General features: G+C 71.5%; 14 protein-coding genes. 5 read left to right on the plus strand and 9 right to left on the minus strand.

Annotated features, from left to right (window positions below; translation table 11 throughout):
* Window positions 1-29: 29 nt before the first annotated feature.
* The 4 genes from HJG45_RS02905 to HJG45_RS02920 all read right to left on the minus strand — a co-directional run bounded on the left by HJG45_RS02905 (window position 30) and on the right by HJG45_RS02920 (window position 8,003).
* Window positions 30-1,595, minus strand: coding sequence for a TolC family protein (locus HJG45_RS02905; protein ID WP_171610549.1), 1,566 nt, complete (start codon window positions 1,593-1,595; stop codon window positions 30-32).
* Window positions 1,592-4,738 (minus strand): efflux RND transporter permease subunit, encoded by a 3,147-nt coding sequence (locus tag HJG45_RS02910; protein ID WP_171610550.1) that lies wholly within the window; start codon window positions 4,736-4,738, stop codon window positions 1,592-1,594. Before HJG45_RS02910 ends, HJG45_RS02905 begins: the two co-directional genes overlap by 4 nt.
* A 94-nt stretch (window positions 4,739-4,832) precedes the next feature.
* Window positions 4,833-6,176 carry an efflux RND transporter periplasmic adaptor subunit gene (locus HJG45_RS02915; RefSeq protein WP_171610551.1) on the minus strand — a complete coding sequence of 448 codons (1,344 nt, stop codon included), beginning with the start codon at window positions 6,174-6,176 and terminating at the stop codon, window positions 4,833-4,835.
* Between the two features lie 288 nt (window positions 6,177-6,464).
* Window positions 6,465-8,003 (minus strand): acetolactate synthase large subunit, encoded by a 1,539-nt coding sequence (locus HJG45_RS02920; protein WP_171610552.1) that lies wholly within the window; start codon window positions 8,001-8,003, stop codon window positions 6,465-6,467.
* A gap of 95 nt (window positions 8,004-8,098) precedes the next feature.
* On the opposite strand from HJG45_RS02920, the gene HJG45_RS02925 reads away from it, so the two are divergent.
* From HJG45_RS02925 to HJG45_RS02935, 3 genes are all read left to right on the plus strand, one after another.
* Window positions 8,099-8,539 carry a hypothetical protein gene (locus tag HJG45_RS02925; protein WP_171610553.1) on the plus strand — a complete coding sequence of 147 codons (441 nt, stop codon included), beginning with the start codon at window positions 8,099-8,101 and terminating at the stop codon, window positions 8,537-8,539.
* 69 nt (window positions 8,540-8,608) lie between these two features.
* Window positions 8,609-9,643 carry an ABC transporter substrate-binding protein gene (locus HJG45_RS02930; RefSeq protein ID WP_171610554.1) on the plus strand — a complete coding sequence of 345 codons (1,035 nt, stop codon included), beginning with the start codon at window positions 8,609-8,611 and terminating at the stop codon, window positions 9,641-9,643.
* 254 nt (window positions 9,644-9,897) lie between these two features.
* A complete protein-coding gene (locus HJG45_RS02935) occupies window positions 9,898-11,508 on the plus strand; it encodes an FAD-dependent monooxygenase (protein WP_171610555.1) in 1,611 nt (536 codons plus the stop codon).
* Between the two features lie 15 nt (window positions 11,509-11,523).
* Here the strand turns inward: HJG45_RS02935 and ftsH are convergent, their stop codons facing one another.
* Genes ftsH through HJG45_RS02950 form a run of 3 tightly spaced genes read right to left on the minus strand, consistent with a single transcriptional unit; the run spans window position 11,524 to window position 16,195 of the window.
* The gene (ftsH, locus tag HJG45_RS02940; protein ID WP_171610556.1) at window positions 11,524-13,365 is read right to left on the minus strand and encodes an ATP-dependent zinc metalloprotease FtsH; all 1,842 of its coding nucleotides are present in this window, start codon (window positions 13,363-13,365) and stop codon (window positions 11,524-11,526) included.
* Window positions 13,362-15,773 carry an endopeptidase La gene (gene lon, locus HJG45_RS02945; RefSeq protein ID WP_171610557.1) on the minus strand — a complete coding sequence of 804 codons (2,412 nt, stop codon included), beginning with the start codon at window positions 15,771-15,773 and terminating at the stop codon, window positions 13,362-13,364. Before lon ends, ftsH begins: the two co-directional genes overlap by 4 nt.
* An 8-nt stretch (window positions 15,774-15,781) precedes the next feature.
* Entirely contained in the window at window positions 15,782-16,195 is a 414-nt protein-coding gene (locus HJG45_RS02950; RefSeq protein ID WP_171610558.1) for an Hsp20/alpha crystallin family protein, read from the minus strand.
* Between the two features lie 245 nt (window positions 16,196-16,440).
* Here HJG45_RS02950 and HJG45_RS02955 point away from each other — a divergent pair, with 245 nt between their 5' ends.
* Window positions 16,441-17,736 (plus strand): dicarboxylate/amino acid:cation symporter, encoded by a 1,296-nt coding sequence (locus HJG45_RS02955; protein WP_254452230.1) that lies wholly within the window; start codon window positions 16,441-16,443, stop codon window positions 17,734-17,736.
* 70 nt (window positions 17,737-17,806) lie between these two features.
* On the opposite strand, the gene HJG45_RS02960 is transcribed toward HJG45_RS02955, so the two are convergent.
* Both HJG45_RS02960 and HJG45_RS02965 read right to left on the minus strand, forming a co-directional pair.
* Window positions 17,807-19,507, minus strand: coding sequence for a sigma-70 family RNA polymerase sigma factor (locus HJG45_RS02960; protein WP_171610559.1), 1,701 nt, complete (start codon window positions 19,505-19,507; stop codon window positions 17,807-17,809).
* Window positions 19,508-20,056: 549 nt separating this feature from the next.
* On the minus strand, window positions 20,057-20,602 hold the full coding sequence (locus HJG45_RS02965) for a BON domain-containing protein (RefSeq protein WP_171610560.1): 546 nt from the start codon (window positions 20,600-20,602) through the stop codon (window positions 20,057-20,059).
* Window positions 20,603-20,761: 159 nt separating this feature from the next.
* Here HJG45_RS02965 and mobA point away from each other — a divergent pair, with 159 nt between their 5' ends.
* Window positions 20,762-21,403, plus strand: coding sequence for a molybdenum cofactor guanylyltransferase MobA (gene mobA, locus HJG45_RS02970; protein WP_171610561.1), 642 nt, complete (start codon window positions 20,762-20,764; stop codon window positions 21,401-21,403).
* Window positions 21,404-21,507 lie beyond the last annotated feature (104 nt).

Consider the following 21,507-nt stretch of genomic DNA (forward strand, 5'->3'; position numbering starts at 1 on the left):
CCGCACCGCGCCGGTCGTGCGGTACCGCCTCACAGCCGCGGCGCGATGCCGGAGACGCCGGTCGCCTGTTCGAGTTGCGCCAGGGCGAGCAGATAGGCGTAGCGCGCCTGGTTCGCCTGCACCCGCGTCGCATTCAGCGTCCGCAACGCATCCAGCACGTCGAGCAGCGTCCGCCCGCCCGCCAGATAGGCCTGCTCGGTGCTGCGATAGGCCTCCTCGGCCCGGTTCAGGGCGCCGCCGGTATAGAGGTTCAGCAACGCCCGCGCCTGCTCGTAGCTGGCCCAGGCCGTGGCGAAGTCGGCCCGTGCCTGCAGCAGCGCCGCCCGGGCCTGGGCCTCGGCCTGCCCGGCCTGCGCGGCGGCGATCCCGACATTCCCCTCGACGATCTGGCGCGTGAAGATCGGCACCGAGAGCTGGACGGCGAAGCTGTCCGTGGCATTGAGCTGGTCGCGGGAATTCGGCAGGTCCTGCGACAGGCGGGAGCGCGACCAGCCGCCATAGACCGTGACGTCGCGCGACCGCGACGCCTCGGCCAGCAGCCGGTTGGAATTGGCGGCGGCCACCTGGCGCTGCGCCGCCACCACATCGGCGCGGTTCTCGATCGCCTGCGCCAGCTCGTCGCGGCCGATGCCGAGGGAGGGCACCAGGTCGAAGCGGCCGCGCAGGTCGAAGGCGACCGGCGAGAGGATGGTCTGCACCGTCGTCGGGGCGCTGGCCGGTCCGGGCGGCGTGCCGGCCGGGCCGCGCGGGCCGGGCGGCGGCGGCGCCAGGGCCGATGGCACGGTGGGACGGATGCCGAGCGCCTGGATCTGCCCGGCGCCGGGCTGGAAGGCGGCCGGATCGGCGGCGAGCAGCGCCGCCACCGAGGCGATGCCGGCGGCATAGGCCTGGGCGTTGTTGGTGACGTCGGGCTCGAATTGCAGCCGGCTCGCCTGGAAGCGCAGCAGGTCGCCCTCCGGGATCGCGCCGTCGCGGAGCTGCCGGCGCAGCAGCGTCTCCGTCCGGTCGAGGCTCAGCCGGTTGCCGAGCGCCACTTCCAGATTGGCCCGCGCGAGAAGCGAGCCGAGGAAGGCCTGGCGCAGGGTGAAGAGCTGGATGCGCAGCGTGTCCAGCACCTGCGCCTCGGCGGTGCCGATCTGGGTCTCGGCGAGGCGGGTGCGCAGCGTGCGCTTGCTGCCGCGCTCGACCAGCACCTGCAGGCCGACGGCGATGTTGTTGGACGGGCTGAGGAAGCGCGCGCCCTTGACGGCGCCGGCCCTGGTCTCGTTGAACTGCGCGAAGCTGTTGCCGACCTGGAATTGCGGCGGCGGCAGGGAAGAGGCGACGAGCTGGTTGGCGCGGGCGGCGTCCACGCCCCGCCGCGCGGCAATGACGGCGAGGTTGCGGTCGATCAGCATCCGCTCGGCCTGCTCGAGCGTCAGCGGCTGGGCTCCGTGCCCGACCGGCAGGGGCAGGCTGCCCGCCGGCTGCGGCCCCGATGGCGGCCCGGATGGCGGCCCGGATGGCGGCTTCGTCTCGGCCAGGGCCTGCGGCACGGGCATGGGCGGGCCCAGCACGGCCAGGCCGAGCAGCAGCCAGGCCCGCCACCCCGTCATGCCCGCGCGCCCACCGACCGGGTGCCGAGGGACTCCTGCCGCAGATGCCGCGGCTTGCCGAAGAGATCGATCATGACGGGGAAGACCACGAGGATGAAGAGCGGCACCAGGCCGATGCCGCCGACGACGACCAGGGCGAGCGGCTTCTGCACATCCGCGCCGATGCCGGTGGCCAGCGCCATGGGCAGCAGGCCGGTGAAGGAGGCGAAGCAGGTCATGAAGACCGGCCGCATGCGGTCGGTGCCGGCCTGGTCGAGGGCGGTGCGCCAGGGCATCCCCTCAAGCCGCAGATGGTTGAAATGCGAGAGCATGATGATGCCCTCCATCACCGTGATGCCGAACAGCGCGAGGAAGCCGATCGCCGCCGGCACCGAGAAATTGAGCCCGGCCACGGCCAGCGCCGCGATGCCGCCGGTGAGGGAGAGCGGCACGATGGCGAAGACCAGCAGCGTCTCGCGCAGCGTGTTGAACTGCACATAGAGCAGCACCAGGATGAGGGCGAGCGCCGCCGGCACCACCACCATCAGGCGCCCGATCGCATCCTGCAGATTACGAAACTCGCCCACCCAGTCCAGCCGGTAGCCCGGCGGCAGCTCGACCTGCTGCTCCACCAGCTCCTGCGCCTCGGCCACCGTGCTCGCCGGGTCGCGGCCGCGGACCGAGAAGCGGATGGGGACGTAGCGGCTGGCATCCTCGCGGTAGATGTAGGAAACGCCCGAGACGAGGCGGATCGTCGCCACATCGGCGAGGGTCGCCGCGCCGCCGGCGCCGATCGGGATGCGGGCGATCGCATCGAGGCTGTCGCGGAAGGGCGCGGCGAAGCGGATGATGAGCGGGAAATTGCGGTCGCCGCCCGGCTCGTAGACGCGCCCGGCCTCGGCGCCGCCGATGGCCGCCTGCACCACCTCGTTGATGTCGCCGACCGAGAGACCGAAGCGCGCGGCCCGGGCCCGGTCGATCTGCACCGCGACGGTCGGCTGGCCGAGCGAGCGGAAGACGGCGAGGTCGGCGACGCCCTCCACCCCCGCCAGGACCCGCCGGATCTCCTCCGCCTTGCGGGCGATGATGTCGAGCTCCGGCCCGAAGACCTTGATCGCATTGGCGCCCTTCACACCCGAGGCGGCCTCCTGGACGTTGTCGCTGATCGCCTGGGCGTAGCTGAACTCGATGCCGACGAACTCGCGCGAGAGCCGTTCCTGCATGGCATGCACCAGCCCGTCGCGGGTCGGCGCGGTGGTCCATTCCTCCGGCGGCCGCAGCGGCAGGAAGAACTCCGCATTGAAGAAGCCGGCGCTGTCGGTTCCGTCATCCGGCCGGCCCTGCTGCGAGGTGGCGGTGATGACCTCGGGGAATTCGAGCAGCGCGGCGCGGATACGGTTGACCGTGCCGTTGCCCTCCTCGAGCGAGATCGTGCCGGGCATGGTGGCCCGGACCCAGAGATTGCCCTCCTCGAGGGCCGGCAGGAACTCGGCGCCGAGCGTCGAGAGCAGCAGGAGCGCGCCGGCGAAGGTGATGGCGGCGAGGCCGAGGCAGATCGCGCGGGCGCGCATGGCGAGGCCGTAGAGCCGCCGATGCCCCCAGCGGAGGGCGCGGACCACCGGCGTGTCCCGCTCCCGGCTGTCCTCCTTCAGCATCGCCGCGGCAAGGGCGGGGGTGACGGTGAAGGTCGCCAGCAGGGCGCCGATGATCGCATAGGCATAGGTCTTCGACATCGGGCCGAAGATCCGCCCCTCGATGCCGCCAAGGGTGAAGAGCGGGATGAAGGCGGCGATGATGATGAGCGCCGAGAAGAAGATCGCTTTGTCCACCTCCCCCGCCGCCCGCAGGACGGTGAGCGAGAGGCCGGAGAGCTCCTTCGAGCCGGCCGGCGGCACGTAGCGGTGCGCCGATTGCCGGGCGAGGCCGAGATGGCGGTAGATGTTCTCCACCATGATGACCGTCGCATCCACCAGCAGGCCGAAATCGAGGGCACCGAGCGAGAGCAGGTTGGCGCTCTCGCCGCGGATGAGCATCAGCAGGATGGCGAAGAGGAAGGCGAAGGGGATGGTCGCCGCCACCACCAGGGCGCCGCGGAAATCCCCGAGGAAGAGGTACTGGATCACCAGGATCAGCAGCACGCCCTCGATGATGTTGTGCACCACGGTCCGGGTGGTGATCTTGACCAGGTCTTCCCGGTCGTAGAGGGGGACGATCCGGACGCCGGGCGGCAGGATGCCGCCGGCATTGATCCGCGCCACCTCCCGCTGCACGCCGCGGATGGTCGGCAGGGTCTGCTCGCCGCGGCGCATCAGCACCGTGGCCAGCACCACGTCGTCATCCCCCTCATGCCCGGCGATGCCGAGGCGCGGCGTGTTGCCGATCTCGACATCGGCGATGTCGGAGAGCAGCACGGGCATGCCGCCCTCGGCCGCCACCACCACGCCGCGGATGTCGTCGAGGCTGCGGATCAGGCCGATCCCCTGCACCACCGCCGCCTGCGGCCCGATGCGGATGATGCCGGCGCCGACGGTGGCGTTGCCCGAGCGCACCGCCTCGATCACCTGCGGCAGGGTCAGGTTGTGCGCCGCCATGCGGTGCAGGTCGACGATGATGTTGTAGCTCTTGGTCAGGCCGCCGAAGGAGGTGACGTCGATCACCCCCGGCACGCGCTTGAAGCGGCGGTCGAGCACCCAGTCCTGCAGGGTCTTGAGATCGGCGAGCGAGTAGCCGGGCGGCCCGACCAGACGGTAGCGCATGATCTCGCCGATCGGGCTGAGCGGCGAGATCTCGGGCTCCACCCCTTCCGGAAGGCCCTGGAGCTGCCCGAGCCGGTTGAGCACCTGCTGCAGCGCCTGGTCATAGGTGAAGTTGAAGTTGAACTGCACCCGCACGTCCGAGAGGCCGAAGAGGCTGGTCGAGCGCACCGAGGTCAGGTTCGGCAGGCCGGCCATCGCCACCTCGATCGGGATGGTGACGTAGCGCTCGATCTCCTCGGCGCTCTGGCCGGGATTCTGGGTGATGATGACGACCTGCGGCGGCACCGGGTCCGGATAGGCCTCGATGTTCAGGCGGGTGAAGCCCACCAGGCCGAGGATGATGAAGACGAAGAACAGCAGGATGACCAGCGGCCGGCGCTGCAGCGAGAAGGCGACGATCTGGCGCATTGGTCCTGTCCTGGCCGCGTGCGGGGCGGCCTGATGCCGCGCCCCGCGGCATCATGACCGAAGCGATGCCGGCTTCGCCAGCCGTTGACGCCGGTCAGTCGATTCTCGCGGCCCGGTCGATGAACAAGGCGCCGCCGGTCACCACGTGCTCGCCTTCCTTCAGCCCCTCGGTCACCTCGACCATGTCGCCGCTGCGGATGCCGGTCTTGACCTTGCGCAGCATGAAGCGGTTGCCGTCGAGGGCCACCCAGACGCTCGCCTCGGGGCCGCGGAAGATCAGGGCATTCACCGGCACCGCGACGGCGCGCTGCTCCTCGCCCACCTCGATGCGGAAGGTGGCGAACATCTCGGGCTTCAGCAGCCGGTCGGGATCCTTCACCTCGGCCCGGACCGTCATGCGGCGCGTCGCCGGGTCGAGCCCGGCGCTGGTCGCGGTGATCTTCGCATCGAAGACCCGGTCGGGCAGGGCGCCGACCGAGACCTGCACCTGCTGGCCGACCTTGATGAGGGGAGCGTCGAGCTCCCGCACCGCGGCGATCAGCCACATGGTGGAGAGATCGGCGATGGTATAGACCGGGTCGGAAGAGCCGCTCGAGAGCCACTGGCCTGGGCCGACCTTGCGCTGCGTCACCGTGCCGCCGATCGGGGCGAGCACCGGCACCACCGCATTCACCATGCGGGTCTGCTCGATGCGCGCGATCTCCTCGGCGCTGCGGCCGAGCACGCGCAGCTTGTCCCGGGCGGCGGCGAGGGTCGCCTGGGCGCTGCGCAGGTCGTCGGCCGCGGTGGCGGCGCCGACGCGGGCCTGCTCGACATCGCGCTGCGAGGCGGCGCGGGCGGAGAAGAGATTGGCCTGCCGCGTCTCCTCCCGCTTCGCCTGGTCGAGGGTGGCGCGCGCCTTGTTGGCGGCATCGGCCGCCGAGAGAAGGTCGTTGGCGGCGCCGGCGAGATCGGTCGTCTCGATTTCGAACAGGGTGTCGCCGGCCTTCACCATGTCGCCCATGCGCGCCTCGGCACGGATCACGCGGCCGTTATAGGGCGAGAAGACGGGCGTCGCGCGGTCGTCATTATAGGCGATACGCCCTTCCGCGACCCGCTCGGCGCGGAAGTCCCGCAGATGCATCTCCTCGATCCGGAGGGCGCGCATCTCGTTGTCGGACAGGCGGAACTCGCCCTGCGACAGCGGCTCGGTGACTGTGGCCGGCGGCGAGGTGGGCACCGGGCGCTCGCGATGCGTGTAGTAGTAGCCGCCGACCCCGAGGGCTGCGGCGAGCAGCAGCACCGAGGGCAGCCAGTAGCGCCGCGCCGATGGCCGCGCGGCGGGCGACTCGACCAAGGCCGGGGATGGTGGGGCGGCGGGCGCGGGCGGCGGCGCCGCATTCGGCGCCGATGGTCGCGCGACCTTGGCCTCGGGCGCTGGATGCGGCTGGTGCACCATATTCATGTCTGCTCGAAACTCGCCGCCTGCCGCATGTCTCGTGCCCCCTGCCCTGCCTTGACGCGCCGAGATAACGCAGGTGGGGCCGCCGGGACATGCTTGTCCCGGACCTGGCACGACCATGCACCAAGGCGACTTACCCGCACATTGCGCGAAACCTGAACGGTAGGACATCTTGTTTCACGCGCGCAGTCTCATATTGCGGCACAGCATGCGCCGGATGAGGCCGCGCCGGCAGGGTCTCCGGTCCGGCGGCGCCCCTTCCGGCGGGCGCCGCTGCCCATCCGCTCAGATCAGCAATTCGATCAGGAAGGGACCGGGGCGGCTGAAGGACTGCGCCATGAGATCGCCGAGCGTCTCGAGATTCGCCGCCTGGGTCGCCTCGACACCCATGCTGTTGGCAAGCTGCACCCAGCCGATATCGGGATTGCCCAGGTCGAGCATGTCCATGGCCGTGCGGCCCGGATTGGCGCCGACATTCTGGTACTCGCCGATCAGGATCTGATACTTCCGGTTCGAGAGGATCACGGTTGTGATCGGCAGCTTCTCCCGCGCCTGGGTCCAGAGGGCCTGCGGCGTGTACATGGCGCTGCCATCCGCCTGCAGGGCGATGATCCGCCGGCCGCCGGCGCCGATCGCCGCCCCGGTCGCGACCGGCGGGCCATAGCCGATGGCGCCGCCGCAATTCTGCAGCCAGTCATGCGGCGGGGCGGCATGGGTCTCGGCGAAGAAGCCGCGGCCATAGGTGACGGATTCATCGACCACGACCGCCCCCTCGGGCATCAGCGCGGCGACGGCGCGGGCGAGGCCTTCCGGGCTGAGCGCGCCGCGCGGCGCCTCCGGCCGCCGGCCGGGATCGGGCATGGCGGCGGCGGGCGCGCCGAGCTCCTCGGCCAGCGCCCGCAGCGCCGTCTCGGCATCCTGCTCCAGCCGGGTCAGCAGGTGCAGCTCGCAGCCCGGCTGCCAGAAGCGGCTGGGCTTGCCCGGATAGCCGAAGAAGCCGATCGGCTCCTTGGCATTGACCAGGATGATGTGCTCGTAGGGCTCGAGGGTCTTCACCGCGAGCTCGTTCACATAGGGCACCCGCTCCAGCGGCAGGCGGCCCCGGCCGCGCTCGATCCGGGCGTTGGAGCCCTCCGCCAGCAGCTTCGCCCCGGTGGCGGCGGCGATGCGCTGCGCCTCGCGCTGCGCCCCCTCGCGCAGGGCGAGGCCGCCGAGCAGCAGCAGGACATTGCGCTTCTCCCGCAGCAGCCGCGCCGCCTGGCGGATGGCGTGCGGATCGGCCTGCGGCACCGCCGGCACGGGCAGCGCCGCGGCCACCACGCCGCCCTCGTTCCAGGAGCTGTCGGAGGGCAGCACCAGGGTGGCCACCTGGCCGGGCGAGGTGCGCGCCGCCTGCACCGCGATCGCGGCATCGCCCCCGACATCCTCGGACCGGCTTGAGGTGCGGACCCAGGCCGAGGCGCCCCGCGCCCAGCCCTCGGTATCGGCGGTCAGGGGGGCGTCGAAGGGCCGGTGATAGACCGCCTGGTCGCCGACCACGTTGACGATGCCCGAGCGGGCCCGGCGCGCGTCGTGCAGCCCAGCGAGGCCGTTGGCGAGGCCCGGGCCGCAATGCAGCAGCGTGCAGGCCGGCTTCCCGGCCATGCGCCAGTAGCCATCGGCGGCGCCGGTGACGATGTTCTCCTGCAGGCCGAGGACGCAGCGCATGCCGGGCACCCGGTCCAGCGCGGCAACGAAATGCATCTCGCTGGTGCCCGGATTGGCGAAGCAGACATCGACGCCGCTCCCCAACAGGGTCTTGACCAGACTCTCGGCTCCGTTCACGGCATCCCCCTCTCAGGACCTATCGGTGCGGCAGGGTGCGCGGGCCGGCGCCGCACGGCAAGGTGCCCCGGACAGAGGGAGCCACCACCGTCGCCATGCGTCGCATCATCCTCGCCGGCTTCGTCGCCGGCTTCCTGGCAGTGCCCATCTTCCACCAGGGCACAGCCTTCCTGCTCTACCATGTCGGCAACGACATTCCCGCCGTGGTCGCGGCCCTCGGCCGGACCGCGCCGCCCTTCAACATGGCGCCGACCCGCCCGCTCGGCGTGCCGACCATCCTCTCGCAGAGCTTCTGGGGCGGGGTCTGGGGCGGGGTCCTCGCCCTGCTCCTCACCTGGGCGCGGGTGCGGGCCATCCTGTTCTCGACCGTCTTCGGGGCCCTGGCGCTGACCGCCGTCGCGGTGTCGCTAGTGCCCTGGCTGAAGGGCCTGCCGCTCTGGAAAGGCGCCATCCCCTGGCGTGGCCTGCTCTACAACGGCGCCTGGGGCTTCGGCGCGGCGCTCATGCTGATCCGGCCGCTGCGCCTGCGCCCCTGAAGACGGCCGGCGCTTGCGCCGGCGGCCGGGCGTGGCACCCTCGGCCACCGCCTGTCGGGGGAGGACCGCATGACCGCGCAACGCCACATCGTCTCGCGCCGCGCCGCGCTCGGCCTGCTCGGCGCCGGGGCGCCCCTGCTGGTCGCCGCCGGGCCGGCGCGGGCCCAGCCGCGCCTGGACAAGGTGAGCTTCATCACCAACTGGCGCGCCCAGGCCGAGCATGGCGGCTTCTACCAGGCGGAGGCCGCCGGCCTTTATCGCAAGGCCGGGCTTGAGGTCGAGCTGCGCACCGGCGGCCCGCAGATCAACCCGGCCCAGCTCCTGCTCGGCGGGCGGGTTGACATGGCGATGGGCAACGGGCTCGCCGCCCTGAATTTCGTGCGCGAGAAGCTGCCCTTCCTCTGCATCGGCGCGGTCTTCCAGAAGGACATGGTGGTGCTGATCGCGCACCCGGGCACCGGCTTCACCGGATTCGAGGCGCTGCGCGGCCGCACCATCCTGATCAGCGCCGAGCCGCGGGTGACCTGGTGGCCTTTCCTGCGGCGGAAATACGGGCTGAAGGATGAGCAGATCCGTCCCTATACCTTCAACCTGCAGCCCTTCCTGGCCGACCGGATGCTGGTGCAGCAGGGCTATCTCGGCAGCGAGCCCTTCTCCCTCCGGCAGGCCGGGCTGACGCCGGACACGCTGCTGCTGCACGATGCCGGCTTCGAGAATTACGGCACCACCATCAATATCGGCGCGAAGACGCTCGCCGAGCGGCGCGAGGTGATCCAGCGCTTCGTCGATGCCTCGATGGAAGGCTGGGACCAGTATCTGAAGGGCCCGGCCGGCGGCTTCGACACGGCGGCCGCCAATGCCCTGATCAAGGCGCAGAATCCCGAGATGGGCGATGAGCTGATCGCCTTCGGCACGCGCATGATGAATGAGGCGGGCATCCTCCGCTCCGGCGACGCCGCCCGGCTCGGCATCGGCGCCATGACGGAGGAGCGCTGGGGCCGCTTCTACGCCGCCATGGCCGAGGTGGGGGTGCTGCCGAAGGGGCTCGACTGGCGGCAGGCTTTCGATCTCTCCCTGGTCAACAAGGGCGTGGGCAAGGCGTGAACCGGGGAGGTGGCAGGCGCCATGACGACCGCAGGGCGAGACGCGGCCCCGCCGCCCCTGGACCATGATCCGCTCACACAGGGTCGCGGATCATGGTCCAGGCCGCTGTTTGATCGCGTGAGTCACGCTTTTCGGTGTTTCCACCTCAAGCGATCACGCTCCAGTCCTCGTTGAAAATCCTGGGCCGGCCCGGATTCCCGCACGGCGCCGGCCGAGCCTAGCGCTAAGCTCGCCGCCGCAACGGCGAGGCGCGCATGGAAGACGTTCTGGTGGTCGGCGCAGGGCCGGTCGGGTTGACGATGGCCTGCGAGCTGGCCCGGCATGGCAGGCGCTGCCGCATCATCGACCGGATGCCCGCCCCCTCGCCCTATTGCCGCGCCATCGGCGTCACGCCGCGCACCATCGAGGTCTGGGAGGATATGGGCATCGCCCGGGAGATGGTCGATGCCGGGCTCTGGCTCACCGGCCTGCGCTCCGTGATCCATGGCCGTCCCCCCATGGATGCCCGGCCCGATCTGCCCGCCATGCCCTTTTCGCAGCTCGGCCTGCCGCAATACGAGACCGAGCGCCTGCTCACCGCGCATCTCCATCGCTTCGGCATCGGCATCGAGCGCGGCATTGCCCTGACGGGCCTCACGCAGGAGGCGGAGGGCGTCTCCGCCCGCCTCGCCGGCGCCGATGGCCGGGAGGGGGAGGCCCGCTTCCGCTACGTCATCGGTTGCGACGGCGCCCATAGCGCGGTGCGGCGCGCGCTCGGCATCGGCTTCGAGGGCGAGGCCCTGCCGATGACCTTCATGCTGGGCGACGTGCATATCGGCTGGGACCTCCCCTATGGCACGGCCTTCCGGGCGCTCCGCCTGCATGAGGACGCGCCGCCCGACCTCCTCGTCGCCGTGCCGCTGCCGGAGCATGGCCGCTACCGCGTCACCATGGTGGCGCCGCCCGAGCTCGTTCCGGCGGGCGGCACCGGCCACGGAATCCAGGCCGAAACCAAAGGGCCCAGCCTGCCGCAGCTCCAGGCCGTGGCGGACGACCTGCTGCCGGATCGCCCGCCGCTCTCCGATCTCCGCTGGTCCTCCATCTTCCGCATCAGCATGCGGCTCGCCGCGCATTACCGGGTGGGGCGCTGCTTCATCGCCGGCGATGCGGCGCATATCCATCCGCCGACCGGCGGCCAGGGCATGAACACCGGCATCCAGGACGCCTACAACCTCGCCTGGAAGCTGGCCTTGGTCCTCGACGGCGCTGCGCTGCCCGCCCTGCTCGACAGCTACGAGGCGGAGCGACGGCCGGTCGGCGCGGCGGTGATCGCCCGCACCACCGCGGCCACCGCCGGCTTCGGACGGGAGGCGGGCGGCGCGCCGGACCGGCTGGCGGATACGCAGATCCCGCTGACCTATCGCGGCACGGCCTGGGTGACGGAGGCGGGCGGCGCGGCGGAGCTGGCCCTGCCGATGGCCGGCGACCGCGCGCCGGACGCCGAGGGGCTGCGCCGCCGCGGCTTCGGCTTTCCCTTGCGCCTCTTCGACCTGCTGCGCGGCACGGCGCATGTGTTGCTGGTCCGCCTGCCGGAAGCGGGTGCCGCCGCAGAACTGGCGGCGCTCGGCGACCGGGTGCGGGCGTTGCGCGACCGCCTGGGCGATCGGCTGCGGGTGGTCGCCGTCACCGGCGTGGAGGGGCTTGGCGAGGAACCGGGCATCGCCCTGGTGCAGGATGCCGAGGGGCACCAGGCCCGGGCCTATGGCGCGGCCGCGGCCTGCCACCTGATACGACCGGACGGCTATATCGGCTGGCGCGGACCGGACTGGCGGGAGCCCGGCCTGGAGGCGCATCTCGGCCGCATCTTCGGCCCGGCGCGCGGCTGAAGCGCCGGCCGGCTTCTATTCCGCCGCCTCCTTCGCCGGTCGCGGCGTCACCCCGAGGAGCTGGACCAGCTCGGCCTCCTCCAGCGTCTCCTTCTCCAGCAGCCGCTGCGCCGTCCGCTCCAGCGCCTCGCGCCGCTCGCGGATCAGCGCCACGGTCCGCTCCAGCGCCGAATCGACGATGCGCCGCACCTCGGCATCGATCGCATTGCCGGCGGCCTCGCCATAGTCATGGCCGGGCGGCCCGCCGAGCAGCGGGGTCGGCCCGGCGAGCATGCTGCGCGGGTCGCGCTCATAGGCGACGCTCCCGAGCGCCTCGGACATGCCGTAGCGCGTGACCATGCCGCGGGCGATGTCGGTCACGCGCTGCAGGTCGTCCGCGGCGCCGGTCGAGAGATGGCCGTAGACCACCAGCTCCGCCGCCCGCCCGCCGAGCAGGACCATCATCTTCCGCTCCAGCTCCTCCCGCGTCATCAGGAAGCGGTCCTCGGTCGGGCGCTGGATGGTGTAGCCGAGGGCGCCGATGCCGCGCGGGATGATGGAGACCTTGTGCACCGGGTCGCTGCCGGGCAGGGACATGGCGACCAGGGCATGGCCGATCTCGTGATGCGCCACGATGTCGCGCTCGCGCGGGTTCAGCAGCCGGTTGCGCTTCTCGAGCCCGGCGACGATGCGCTCCACCGCATTGCCGAAATCCTGCATGCCCACCGCCGTCGCACCGCGCCGCGTGGCGAGGAGCGCCGCCTCGTTCACCAGGTTGGCGAGGTCGGCGCCGGTGAAGCCCGGCGTCAGGGCGGCGATCTTCTCCGGCTCCACCTCCGGCGCCAGCTTCACCCGGCGGAGATGCACGTTCAGGATCTGCACCCGGCCGCCGCGGTCCGGCCGGTCGACCAGCACCTGGCGGTCGAAGCGACCGGCGCGCAGCAGGGCGGGATCGAGGATCTCCGGCCGGTTGGTGGCAGCGAGGATGACGAGGCCGGCGCGGGAGTCGAAGCCGTCCATCTCGACCAGGAGCTGGTTCAGGGTCTGCTCGGCTTCCGAGTTCACGCCGCCGCCATAGCCGCCGCCGAGGCCTCTCGCCCGGCCGAGCGCGTCGAGCTCGTCGATGAAGATGATGGCCGGCGCCCGGGCGCGCGCCTGCTCGAAGAGGTCGCGCACGCGGGCGGCGCCGACGCCGACGAACATCTCGACGAACTCGGCCCCCGAGATGGAGAGGAAGGCCACCTTCGCCTCGCCCGCCACGGCGCGGGCCAGCAGGGTCTTGCCGGTGCCCGGCGGGCCGACCAGCAGCACGCCCTTCGGCATCCGGCCGCCGAGCCGGCCGTAGCGCTCCGGCTCGCGCAGGAAATCGACCACCTCGCGCAGCTCGTCCTTCGCCTCGTCGACGCCCGCGACATCGGCGAAGCTGACCTTGGTGTCGCTCTCGACATAGATCTTCGCCCGGCTCTTGCCGATCTGCATCAGCCCGCCACCGGCCGCCATGCGGCGGCCGAGCCAAACCCAGATACCGACGAAGAAGACCATCGGCAGGATCCAGGACAACACGTCGCGGAACAACGTGCTCTCGATCTGGCCGTTGAACTTGACCCCATGGCCCTCGAGCTCCTTGGCGATGTCGGGATCGACGCGGGTGGTGGTGAAACGGGTCTGGCCGCCCGGCAGGGGCTGCTTCAGCGTGCCCTGCATGAAGCGGTCGGAGACCCCGACATCCGCCACCTTCCCTTCGCTCAGCAGTTGCTGGAACTCGCTGTAGGGGATGTTGGCGACCTGCTGGTTGCGGGCGGCGACATACTGCACGAGCACCAGCCCGAGCAGCGCCACCGCCCAATAGAGCGTGTTGAAGCGGCCATCCTTGTTCACGCCACACCCTCCTTCGCCCGGACCGGCTCCAGCGCGGCGGCGACCGCCTCCTCGGCGCGCTCCAGCCAGACGAGCTCGAGCCGGGCGCGGGTCTCGGCCGGGATATCCTCCTCGTCCCGCCGGTTGCGCGCCGGCAGCATCACGCGAGTGAGGCCGGCCCGCGCCGCGGCGACCACCTTCTCCTTGATGCCGCCCACCGGCAGCACCAGGCCGCGCAGGCTGATCTCCCCGGTCATCGCCGTGTCGCTGCGCACCGTCCGGCCGGTCAGCAGGGAGACCAGGGCGGTGAACATGGCGACGCCGGCGCTCGGCCCGTCCTTCGGCGTCGCCCCGGCCGGGACATGGATATGGATGTCGGACTTCTCGAAGAGGGCGGGATCGATGCCGAGCGAGACGGCGCGGTCCTTCACCAGGCTCAGCGCCGCCTGGGCGCTCTCGCGCATCACCTCACCGAGCTGGCCGGTGAGGATCAGCCGGCCGCCGCCCGGCGTGCGCGTCGCCTCGATGAAGAGGATGTCGCCGCCGACCGGCGTCCAGGCGAGGCCGGTGGCGACGCCGGGCACGCTGGTGCGCATCGCCACCTCGTTCTCGAAGCGCGGCGCGCCGAGGATGGGGGCGAGGTCGCCGGCATCGATGGCGACGTTGGTCGCGCTGCCCTCGGCGATGCGCACCGCGGCATGGCGAAGCGCCCGGCCGATCTCCCGCTCCAGCCCGCGCACCCCGGCCTCCCGGGTATAGGCGTGGATGATGCTGCGCAGCGCGGCGTCGGTCAGGCTGGCCTGCTCCGGCGTCAGCCCGTTCGCCTCGAGCTGCCGCCGCACCAGGTAGCGCCGGGCGATCTGCAGCTTCTCCTCCTCGGTGTAGCCGCTGAGCTCGATGATCTCCATCCGGTCCCGCAGCGGGCCGGGGATGGTGTCCAGCATGTTGGCGGTGGCGATGAAGACGACGCGGGAGAGGTCGAAGGGCACGCCGAGATAGTTGTCGCGGAAGGTGCCGTTCTGCTCCGGGTCCAGCACCTCGAGCATCGCCGCCGAGGGATCGCCCTGGATGCCGCGCCCCATCTTGTCGATCTCGTCGAGCATCATGACGCAGTCGCGCGCGCCGGCCTTGCGGATGCCCTGCAGGATGTTGCCCGGCATGGCGCCGATATAGGTGCGGCGATGGCCGCGGATCTCCGCCTCGTCATGCACGCCGCCGAGGGAGACGCGGACGAAGGCGCGGCCCATGGCGCGGGCGATGGACTGGCCGAGCGAGGTCTTGCCGACGCCGGGCGGGCCGACGAAGCAGAGGATCGGCGCCTTGCCCTCCGGCGCCAGCTTGCGCACTGCGAGATACTCGACGATGCGGCGCTTGATCTTCTCGAGCCCGTAGTGGTCCTCGTCCAGGATCCGCCGCGCCTCGGCGATGTCGATCCCCTGCCCCGCCGGCAGGCGCCAGGGCAGTTCGATCAGCCAGTCGAGGTAGTTGCGGATGATGCCGTGCTCGGGCGAGGCCTCCGGCATGCGCTCCAGCCGCCTCAGCTCGCGCTTCGCCGCCGCCTCGACCTCGGCCGGCATCCCGGCCTTCTCGACCGCCGCGGTCAGCTCGGCGATCTCGGCGGACTTGCCGTCATCCTCGCCGAGCTGCTTCTGGATCGCCGCCATCTGCTCGCGCAGCAGCACCTCGCGCTGCCGCGCATCGAGGCTGGCGCGGGTCTGCCGGCCGATCTCGGCCGAGAGCCGCAGCACCTCCAGCCGCTGCGCTAGCACGCGGGAGACGCGGTCGAGCCGCTCGCCGAGATCGACGGTCTCGAGGATGGACTGCTTCTCGTCCGGCGGGATGTCGAGATAGCCGGCGACGAGGTCGGCGAGCGGGCCCGGTTGGTCCAGCCCCTGCACGGTGGCGACCAGCCCCTCGGGCGCCTGCGGCAGCAGTTGCAGCGCCTCCAGCGCCTGGTTGCGCAGGTTCAGCATGCGCGCCTCGAGCTCGGGCGTGCGGCTCTCCGGCTCCTCGATGCGGAAGGCGCCGGCGGCGATGAAGGGTCGCTCGGCGACCCAGTCCAGCACGCGGAAGCGCTGCACGCCCTGGCAGACGAGCTGGTGGCTGCCATCGGGCAGCGTCACCCAGCGCAGGATGTTGGCGACGGTGCCGGTGCGGTGCAGGTCGGCCGCGCCTGGCTCGGCCGCCTGCGGGTCGCGCTGCATCAGCACGCCGATCGGCCGGCCCTCGCGCAGCGCGTATTGCACGGCGGCGACGGAGCTCGGGCGGCCCACGGCGAGCGGCACGACACCGCCCGGGAACAGCACCATCTCGCGCACCGGCAGGATCGGCAGCGCATCGGGCGGCAGCGCGGCGAGCGGCTGGCCCTCGGCGCCAGGGCCGAGATCCGGCAGGCGCGGCGGCGGGCGGTCATGCGGAAATGCGGACATCGGGGGCCTCAGAGGGTCTTGTCGAGGCTGACGAGCAGGCAGCCATTCTGCATGGAGTGCCGCACCGCGGCGCTGTAGCGGCCGGGCGGCAGGGGCACGCGCCGCTCGAACCGGCCCTGTGGCAGCTCGAGGCGGTGGATGGCGGCATCGCGCCATTCCGGCGGCAGACGCCGCACGCCGGAGACGCGCAGCGCGCCGCCCTCGATCACGGCCTCGATGCCCGCCGGCTCGACGCCCGGAAGCGCGACCATCACCAGCACGCTGCGATCGGTTTCCAGCACATCTGCCGGCGGCTGCCAGAGCGGCGGGCCGGCTGCGGGGCCGGGCCGCAGCTCGAAGAAGCGGCGATGCAGGCGCTCCGCCCGCGTCAGCGCGTCGCAGGCCTCGGCCCACATCCAGGCTTCCCGGTCGTTCCTCGTCATGCCGCCGCGTATCCCAATCCTGCCGGCCCGACGCCGGCCGGCTTCCGCCCGAGACAATGCGCCCTTCGCGCGATCGTTCCTACCGCCGGGCTGCCGCAACCGGCGCCGGGCCGCGGCAATGGCCGGCCGCATGGCGCATCTCACAATCCCTTGACCAGATTGGCGTCCTCTCCTGCGCTGCCATCGCTTCCTTCATGCTTCCGTGACGGGCCCTGGCGGCGCCCGGCGAATCAGGAGGGCGGCCCTTGCGCACCCAGCGGCTGACGTTGCTCATCATGGTGGGCATGGTGCTCGGGATCATCACCGGCCACTTCTGCCACGTGCTCTGGCCCAACCCTGAGACGGCCAAGGCGATCTCCGGTTACATCTCCCTCGTCACCGACGTCTTCCTGCGCCTGATCAAGATGATCATCGCGCCGCTGGTCTTCTCCACCCTCGTCGTCGGCGTCGCGCATATGGGCGATACCCGCGCGGTCGGGCGGATCGGCGCCAAGGCCATGGCCTGGTTCCTCAGCGCCTCGGTCGTGTCGCTGCTGCTCGGCCTAGTGCTGGTGAACATCCTGCAGCCCGGCGCCCGGCTCGACCTGCCGCTGCCCGACACGCACGCCGCGAGCGGCATCGGCACCAGCTCCCTCTCGCTGAAGGATTTCGTCGCGCATCTGGTGCCGCGCTCGATCTTCGAGGCGATGGCGACCAACGAGATCCTGCAGATCGTCGTCTTCTCCATCTTCTTCGGCGTGGCCTGTGCCGCCCTCGGCGAGAAGGCGAAGACAGTCGTCGCCTGGACCGAGGAGCTCAGCCACGTCATCCTGAAGGTGACGGGCTACATCATGGGACTCGCGCCGCTCGCCGTCTTCGCCTCCATGGCGGCGATCATCACCACCCAGGGCCTCGGCATCCTGGTCACCTACGGCAAATTCGTGGCCGAGTTCTATCTCGGCCTCGCCATCCTCTGGTGCCTGCTCGCCGCGGTCGGCTTCCTCATCTTCGGCCGCCGGGTCTTCGAGCTGATCAGCCTCATCCGCCAGCCCTTCCTGCTCGCGTTCAGCACGGCGAGCAGCGAGGCGGCCTATCCGCAGCTGATGGAACAGCTCGTCCGCTTCCCGGTCAGCCGTAAGGTGATCAGCTTCGTCCTGCCGCTCGGCTATTCCTTCAACCTCGACGGCTCGATGATGTACTGCACCTTCGCGACGCTCTTCATCGCGCAGGCCTACAACATCGAGCTCTCCTGGGGGCAGCAGGCGACCATGCTGCTGCTGCTGATGCTGACCAGCAAGGGCATGGCCGGCGTGCCGCGCGCCTCGCTCGTCGTCATCGCGGCGACGCTGACCACCTTCAACATCCCCGAGGCCGGGCTGCTGCTGATCATCGGCATCGACCAGTTCCTCGACATGGGCCGCTCGGCGACCAACGTGATCGGCAACTCGCTCGCCACCGCCGTGGTCGGCAAATGGGAGGGCGAGATGGTCCCGGAGCCAGAGGACCGGGCGGATGCGGCGAGCGACCTCGAGGGCTACGTCCCGACGCGCAGGCCGGCCTGAACCCCGCCCCCAACGCGAAAGGGGCGGCCCCGCAGGACCGCCCCTTGTTTCATCCTGACGTCCGTCGCCCTCAGCTGCGGTCGAGATAGCTCCGCAGCGCCCGGCCGCGCTGGCCGTTCTGCAGCTTCTTCAAGGCCTTGGCCTCGATCTGCCGGATGCGCTCGCGGGTCACGTGGAAGGTCTTGCCGACCTCCTCCAGCGTGTGGTCGCGCTCCATGCCGATGCCGAAGCGCATGCGCAGGATCCGCTCCTCGCGCGGCGTCAGGTCGGAGAGCACCCGTGCCGCCGCCTCGCGCAGGCCGGAGCGCGCGACCGCATCGAAGGGATGCACCGCGTTGCGGTCCTCGATCAGGTCGCCAAGGCGCCCGTCCTCCTCCTCGCCGATCGGCGTGTCGAGGCTGACCGGCTCGCGCACGATCCCCTGCACCGACTTCACTTTCTCCGTCGGCACGCCGAGCCGCTGGGCGAGTTCCTCCGCCGTCGGCTCGCGCCCCGTCCGGTGGGCCAGGATGCGGCCCAGCCGGGCGATCTTCGAGGCGGTCTCGGCCATGTGGACCGGCACGCGGATGGTCCGCGCCTGGTCGGCGATGGCGCGCGTCATCGCCTGCCGCACCCACCAGGTGGCATAGGTCGAGAACTTGAACCCCTTGCGCCAGTCGAACTTCTCGACCGCGCGCATGAGGCCGATATTCCCCTCCTGGATCAGGTCGCCGAGCAGCAGACCACGATTGCGGTACTTGCGGGCGATATGCACGACCAACCGTAGGTTGGCGCGCGTCAGCTCCTCCTTCGCCTTGCGCATGTCGCGCTCGCCGCGGCTCAACTCGGCATGCAGGCGCCGCAGCATCGAGGCGGGAAGACCAGCCTCGGCCTCGATGCGCGCCACCTCGGCCCGGATCTCCAGCAGCTCCGGCCCGGCGCCCTTGAGCTTGGCGGCCAGCTTCGCCGCGCCCTCGGCATCGTCCCACAGCTTCAGGAAGGCCTCGCGCCCGATCTTCGCCGCCGTCGCCAGCCGCAGCGCGCGGCCATCGAGGCTGGTCAGCCGGCGATGGGCGCCCCGCACCTGCTCGATCAGCGTCTCGATCCGGTCGGCGCGCAGCCGCAGCGTCGAGATCAGCGCGGCGATCTCGGTCGCCGGCACATCGGCGGGCGCGGCCAAGGTCGCGTCGAAGGAGGCGAGGATCTCCGGCCGCAGCCGCTGGTCCAGCGTGCCCTCGGCGGCCTCGCCCTCCTCGGTCCCCTCGGCCGGCGTCTCGGCCGCCGCGGCCATCGCCTCGAGCTCGACGAGATCGCGCAGCGGCAGCCCGCCCGCCGCCACCGCGTCGCGCCAGGCCGCCAGGGTCTGCCGCGTCGTCGGGCAGGCGCCGAGCGCGCCGAGCATCGCCTCGCGCCCGGCCTCGATGCGCTGGGCGAGCTCGACCTCCTGCTCGCGCGTCAGCAGCTCCGTGCGCGAGGCCTCGCGCAGGAACATCCGCACCGGATCGTCGGTCCGCCCGAGCGCGGCCTCGTCGTAATTGCCGGCCGCCGGGGCAGCGACCTCGGTCTCGGCCGAAGGGGCTTCCCCTTCGCCATCCTCCGCATCGGCAGCGAGATCGCCCGGAGCGTCCTCGCTGTCCTCCTCGGCGGTCTCCCCTTCCTCCCAGGCGGGCATCTCGTCACCACCCGGCACGCGAGCGACCAGCGCCTCGAAAGCCGGCGCGCCAAGGGGACGCGAGACGCGCACCTCGGCCTCGTTCTCGTCCAGCATCGTCTCGGTGACAAACCCGTCCATCACTCGATCCACTCCCGGCAGACCCTGCGGTCCGCCTGCATGTCAGCCCGTACCCCGGTGACGTCCCTGCATGAACGGTCAAAGGCCCGCCGCGCCGCGGAGCGGCACGCGAGCGGGCTCAGCCGTAGGGAGGGACGCGCAGCATCGGGGCGCGCGAGGGATGTGGTGATAAACGCCGATCCCTGCCAGCCCTGCTGCGCAATTGACGGAGCAGGGTTGCAACGCTGGCATGGACCTCAGCGATGCCGATGTTCCTAGGCATGGCGGCGGAATCAGGTCAAGACATCCATAAATCGCGGCAACGTGACGCGACAATCCGTATCACGGGCGGATCGACGTCGCTGGCTCCACGGCCTCGGGCACGGTCGCCGTCCGTGCCGGCAATCACCAGGCCGGCACGAGGAGCACGACCGCACCACGGCGATGCCTGCCTGGGGGAGGAACCGCTGGAGCGTGATCGCTTGAGGTGGCCTCACCGGAAAGCCTGACTCACGCGATCAAACAACGGCCTGGACCATGATCCGCGACCCTTTGCGAGCGGATCATGGTCTAGCGCGGCGGCAGGCGAAGCACCATGCCCGGCCGCAGCGCAGCGGCATCGGTCAGCACGGGGTCGTTGGATTCCAGGATCCATCCCGCCGCCGCCGTGTCGTGGTAGTGGCGGGCCGCGATCGCCTCCAGCGTCTCGCCCGGCTGCACCACGTGCAGGATGCTGCCGCCAGGGCCGAAGCGCGCATCGGGATCGGGCTTCGCCGCATGCACGGCCCGCTCCGCCGCCTCGATATTGGCGCTGCCGGAGGGCAGCCGCGCGAAGCTGCCGATCGCGTCGAGCAAGCCGCCCCGGTCACGCGCCACCGTCATCCGGTCGTCGACGCGGGCGATGCCCTGCAGGTTGCCGACCGCAAGCAACACCCGCTCGCGCGTCGCCTCGTCGGGGAGCCGCCCCTCGAGGGTGACGGCATCGTCGTGGCGGCTGATCGTGACACCCTCGCGCGTCAGGCCGAGCGAATTCAGCCGGTTGCCGATGGCGTCCGCACTAAGCACTCCTCCCTCCAGGGCCAGGCCGGCCTCGGCGGGGAAGCGATAGGTGGGCATGGGTGTCCTCCTGATTGTGTTCGAGAAACGCCATCGCTGGCGGCCCGGTTGCGCGGTCCCTGGCCTCTCGTCACGCTGCGTCGCCATGACGCATCCGCTGGCGCCTTCGCCCGGCTTCGCCCGCAACCTCCCGGCCGCGCCGCGTCGGCCTCGCGCGGCATGACCGCGCCTGGAAGTCTCGCCGTCATCCTGGCCGGCGGTCTCGCGCGGCGCATGGGCGGCGCCGACAAGCCCTTGCTGCACCTCGGCGGGCGCCCGCTGCTCGCGCATGTGCTGGACCGGGTGCGGCCGCAGGTCGCGGCGGTGATCCTCAACGCCAATGGCGAGGCCGCACGCTTCGCCGCATGGCCGGCGCTGCCGGTGGTGCCGGATTCGCTGCCGGGCCATCCCGGCCCGCTCGCCGGCGTGCTGGCGGCGCTCGACTGGGCGGCGGCACATCGCCCCGACCTGCCGCTGCTGCTTTCGGTCCCTGGCGATACGCCCTTCCTGCCGCCCGATCTCGTGGCCCGGCTCGAGGCGGCACGGCGCGGCGCCGGCCTGCCCCTCGCTTGCGCCGCATCGGGCGGCCAGCGGCATCCGACCATCGCGCTTTGGCCCATCGGCCTGCGCGAGCCGCTACGCCAGGCGCTGCTCGCCGGCGAGCGCAAGGTCGGCCGGGTCGCCGCCATGCTCGGCTGCGCCGCGGCGGAGTGGCCGGCCCTGCCCTGCGACCCCTTCTTCAACGCCAACACCCCGGACGAGTTGGCCCGGGCGGAGGCCGTGCTGCGCGCCGCCCCCACCACCACGACGCCATTCGGCTGACGCGCGGGGCCCGCGAACAATCGTGGCGCCACCGCGTTCGATCGCCGGCCACGGCCGATCGCCGCCGCGGCATGCCGGGATCTGCCTTCCTCGGGCCTTGATCC

It is taken from the genome of Roseicella sp. DB1501 (assembly GCF_013112485.1).
Taxonomy (GTDB): Bacteria; Pseudomonadota; Alphaproteobacteria; order Acetobacterales; family Acetobacteraceae; genus Paracraurococcus.

Coding starts and splice junctions, on each gene's coding strand:
- HJG45_RS02960 (WP_171610559.1), bottom strand. CDS start 19,507: ATGGACGGGTTTGTCACCGAGACGATGCTGGACGAGAACGAGGCCGAG.
- HJG45_RS02910 (WP_171610550.1), bottom strand. CDS start 4,738: ATGCGCCAGATCGTCGCCTTCTCGCTGCAGCGCCGGCCGCTGGTCATC.
- HJG45_RS02930 (WP_171610554.1), top strand. CDS start 8,609: ATGACCGCGCAACGCCACATCGTCTCGCGCCGCGCCGCGCTCGGCCTG.
- HJG45_RS02935 (WP_171610555.1), top strand. CDS start 9,898: ATGGAAGACGTTCTGGTGGTCGGCGCAGGGCCGGTCGGGTTGACGATG.
- HJG45_RS02950 (WP_171610558.1), bottom strand. CDS start 16,195: ATGACGAGGAACGACCGGGAAGCCTGGATGTGGGCCGAGGCCTGCGAC.
- HJG45_RS02925 (WP_171610553.1), top strand. CDS start 8,099: ATGCGTCGCATCATCCTCGCCGGCTTCGTCGCCGGCTTCCTGGCAGTG.
- HJG45_RS02915 (WP_171610551.1), bottom strand. CDS start 6,176: ATGGTGCACCAGCCGCATCCAGCGCCCGAGGCCAAGGTCGCGCGACCA.
- lon (WP_171610557.1), bottom strand. CDS start 15,773: ATGTCCGCATTTCCGCATGACCGCCCGCCGCCGCGCCTGCCGGATCTC.
- HJG45_RS02905 (WP_171610549.1), bottom strand. CDS start 1,595: ATGACGGGGTGGCGGGCCTGGCTGCTGCTCGGCCTGGCCGTGCTGGGC.
- mobA (WP_171610561.1), top strand. CDS start 20,762: ATGACCGCGCCTGGAAGTCTCGCCGTCATCCTGGCCGGCGGTCTCGCG.
- HJG45_RS02965 (WP_171610560.1), bottom strand. CDS start 20,602: ATGCCCACCTATCGCTTCCCCGCCGAGGCCGGCCTGGCCCTGGAGGGA.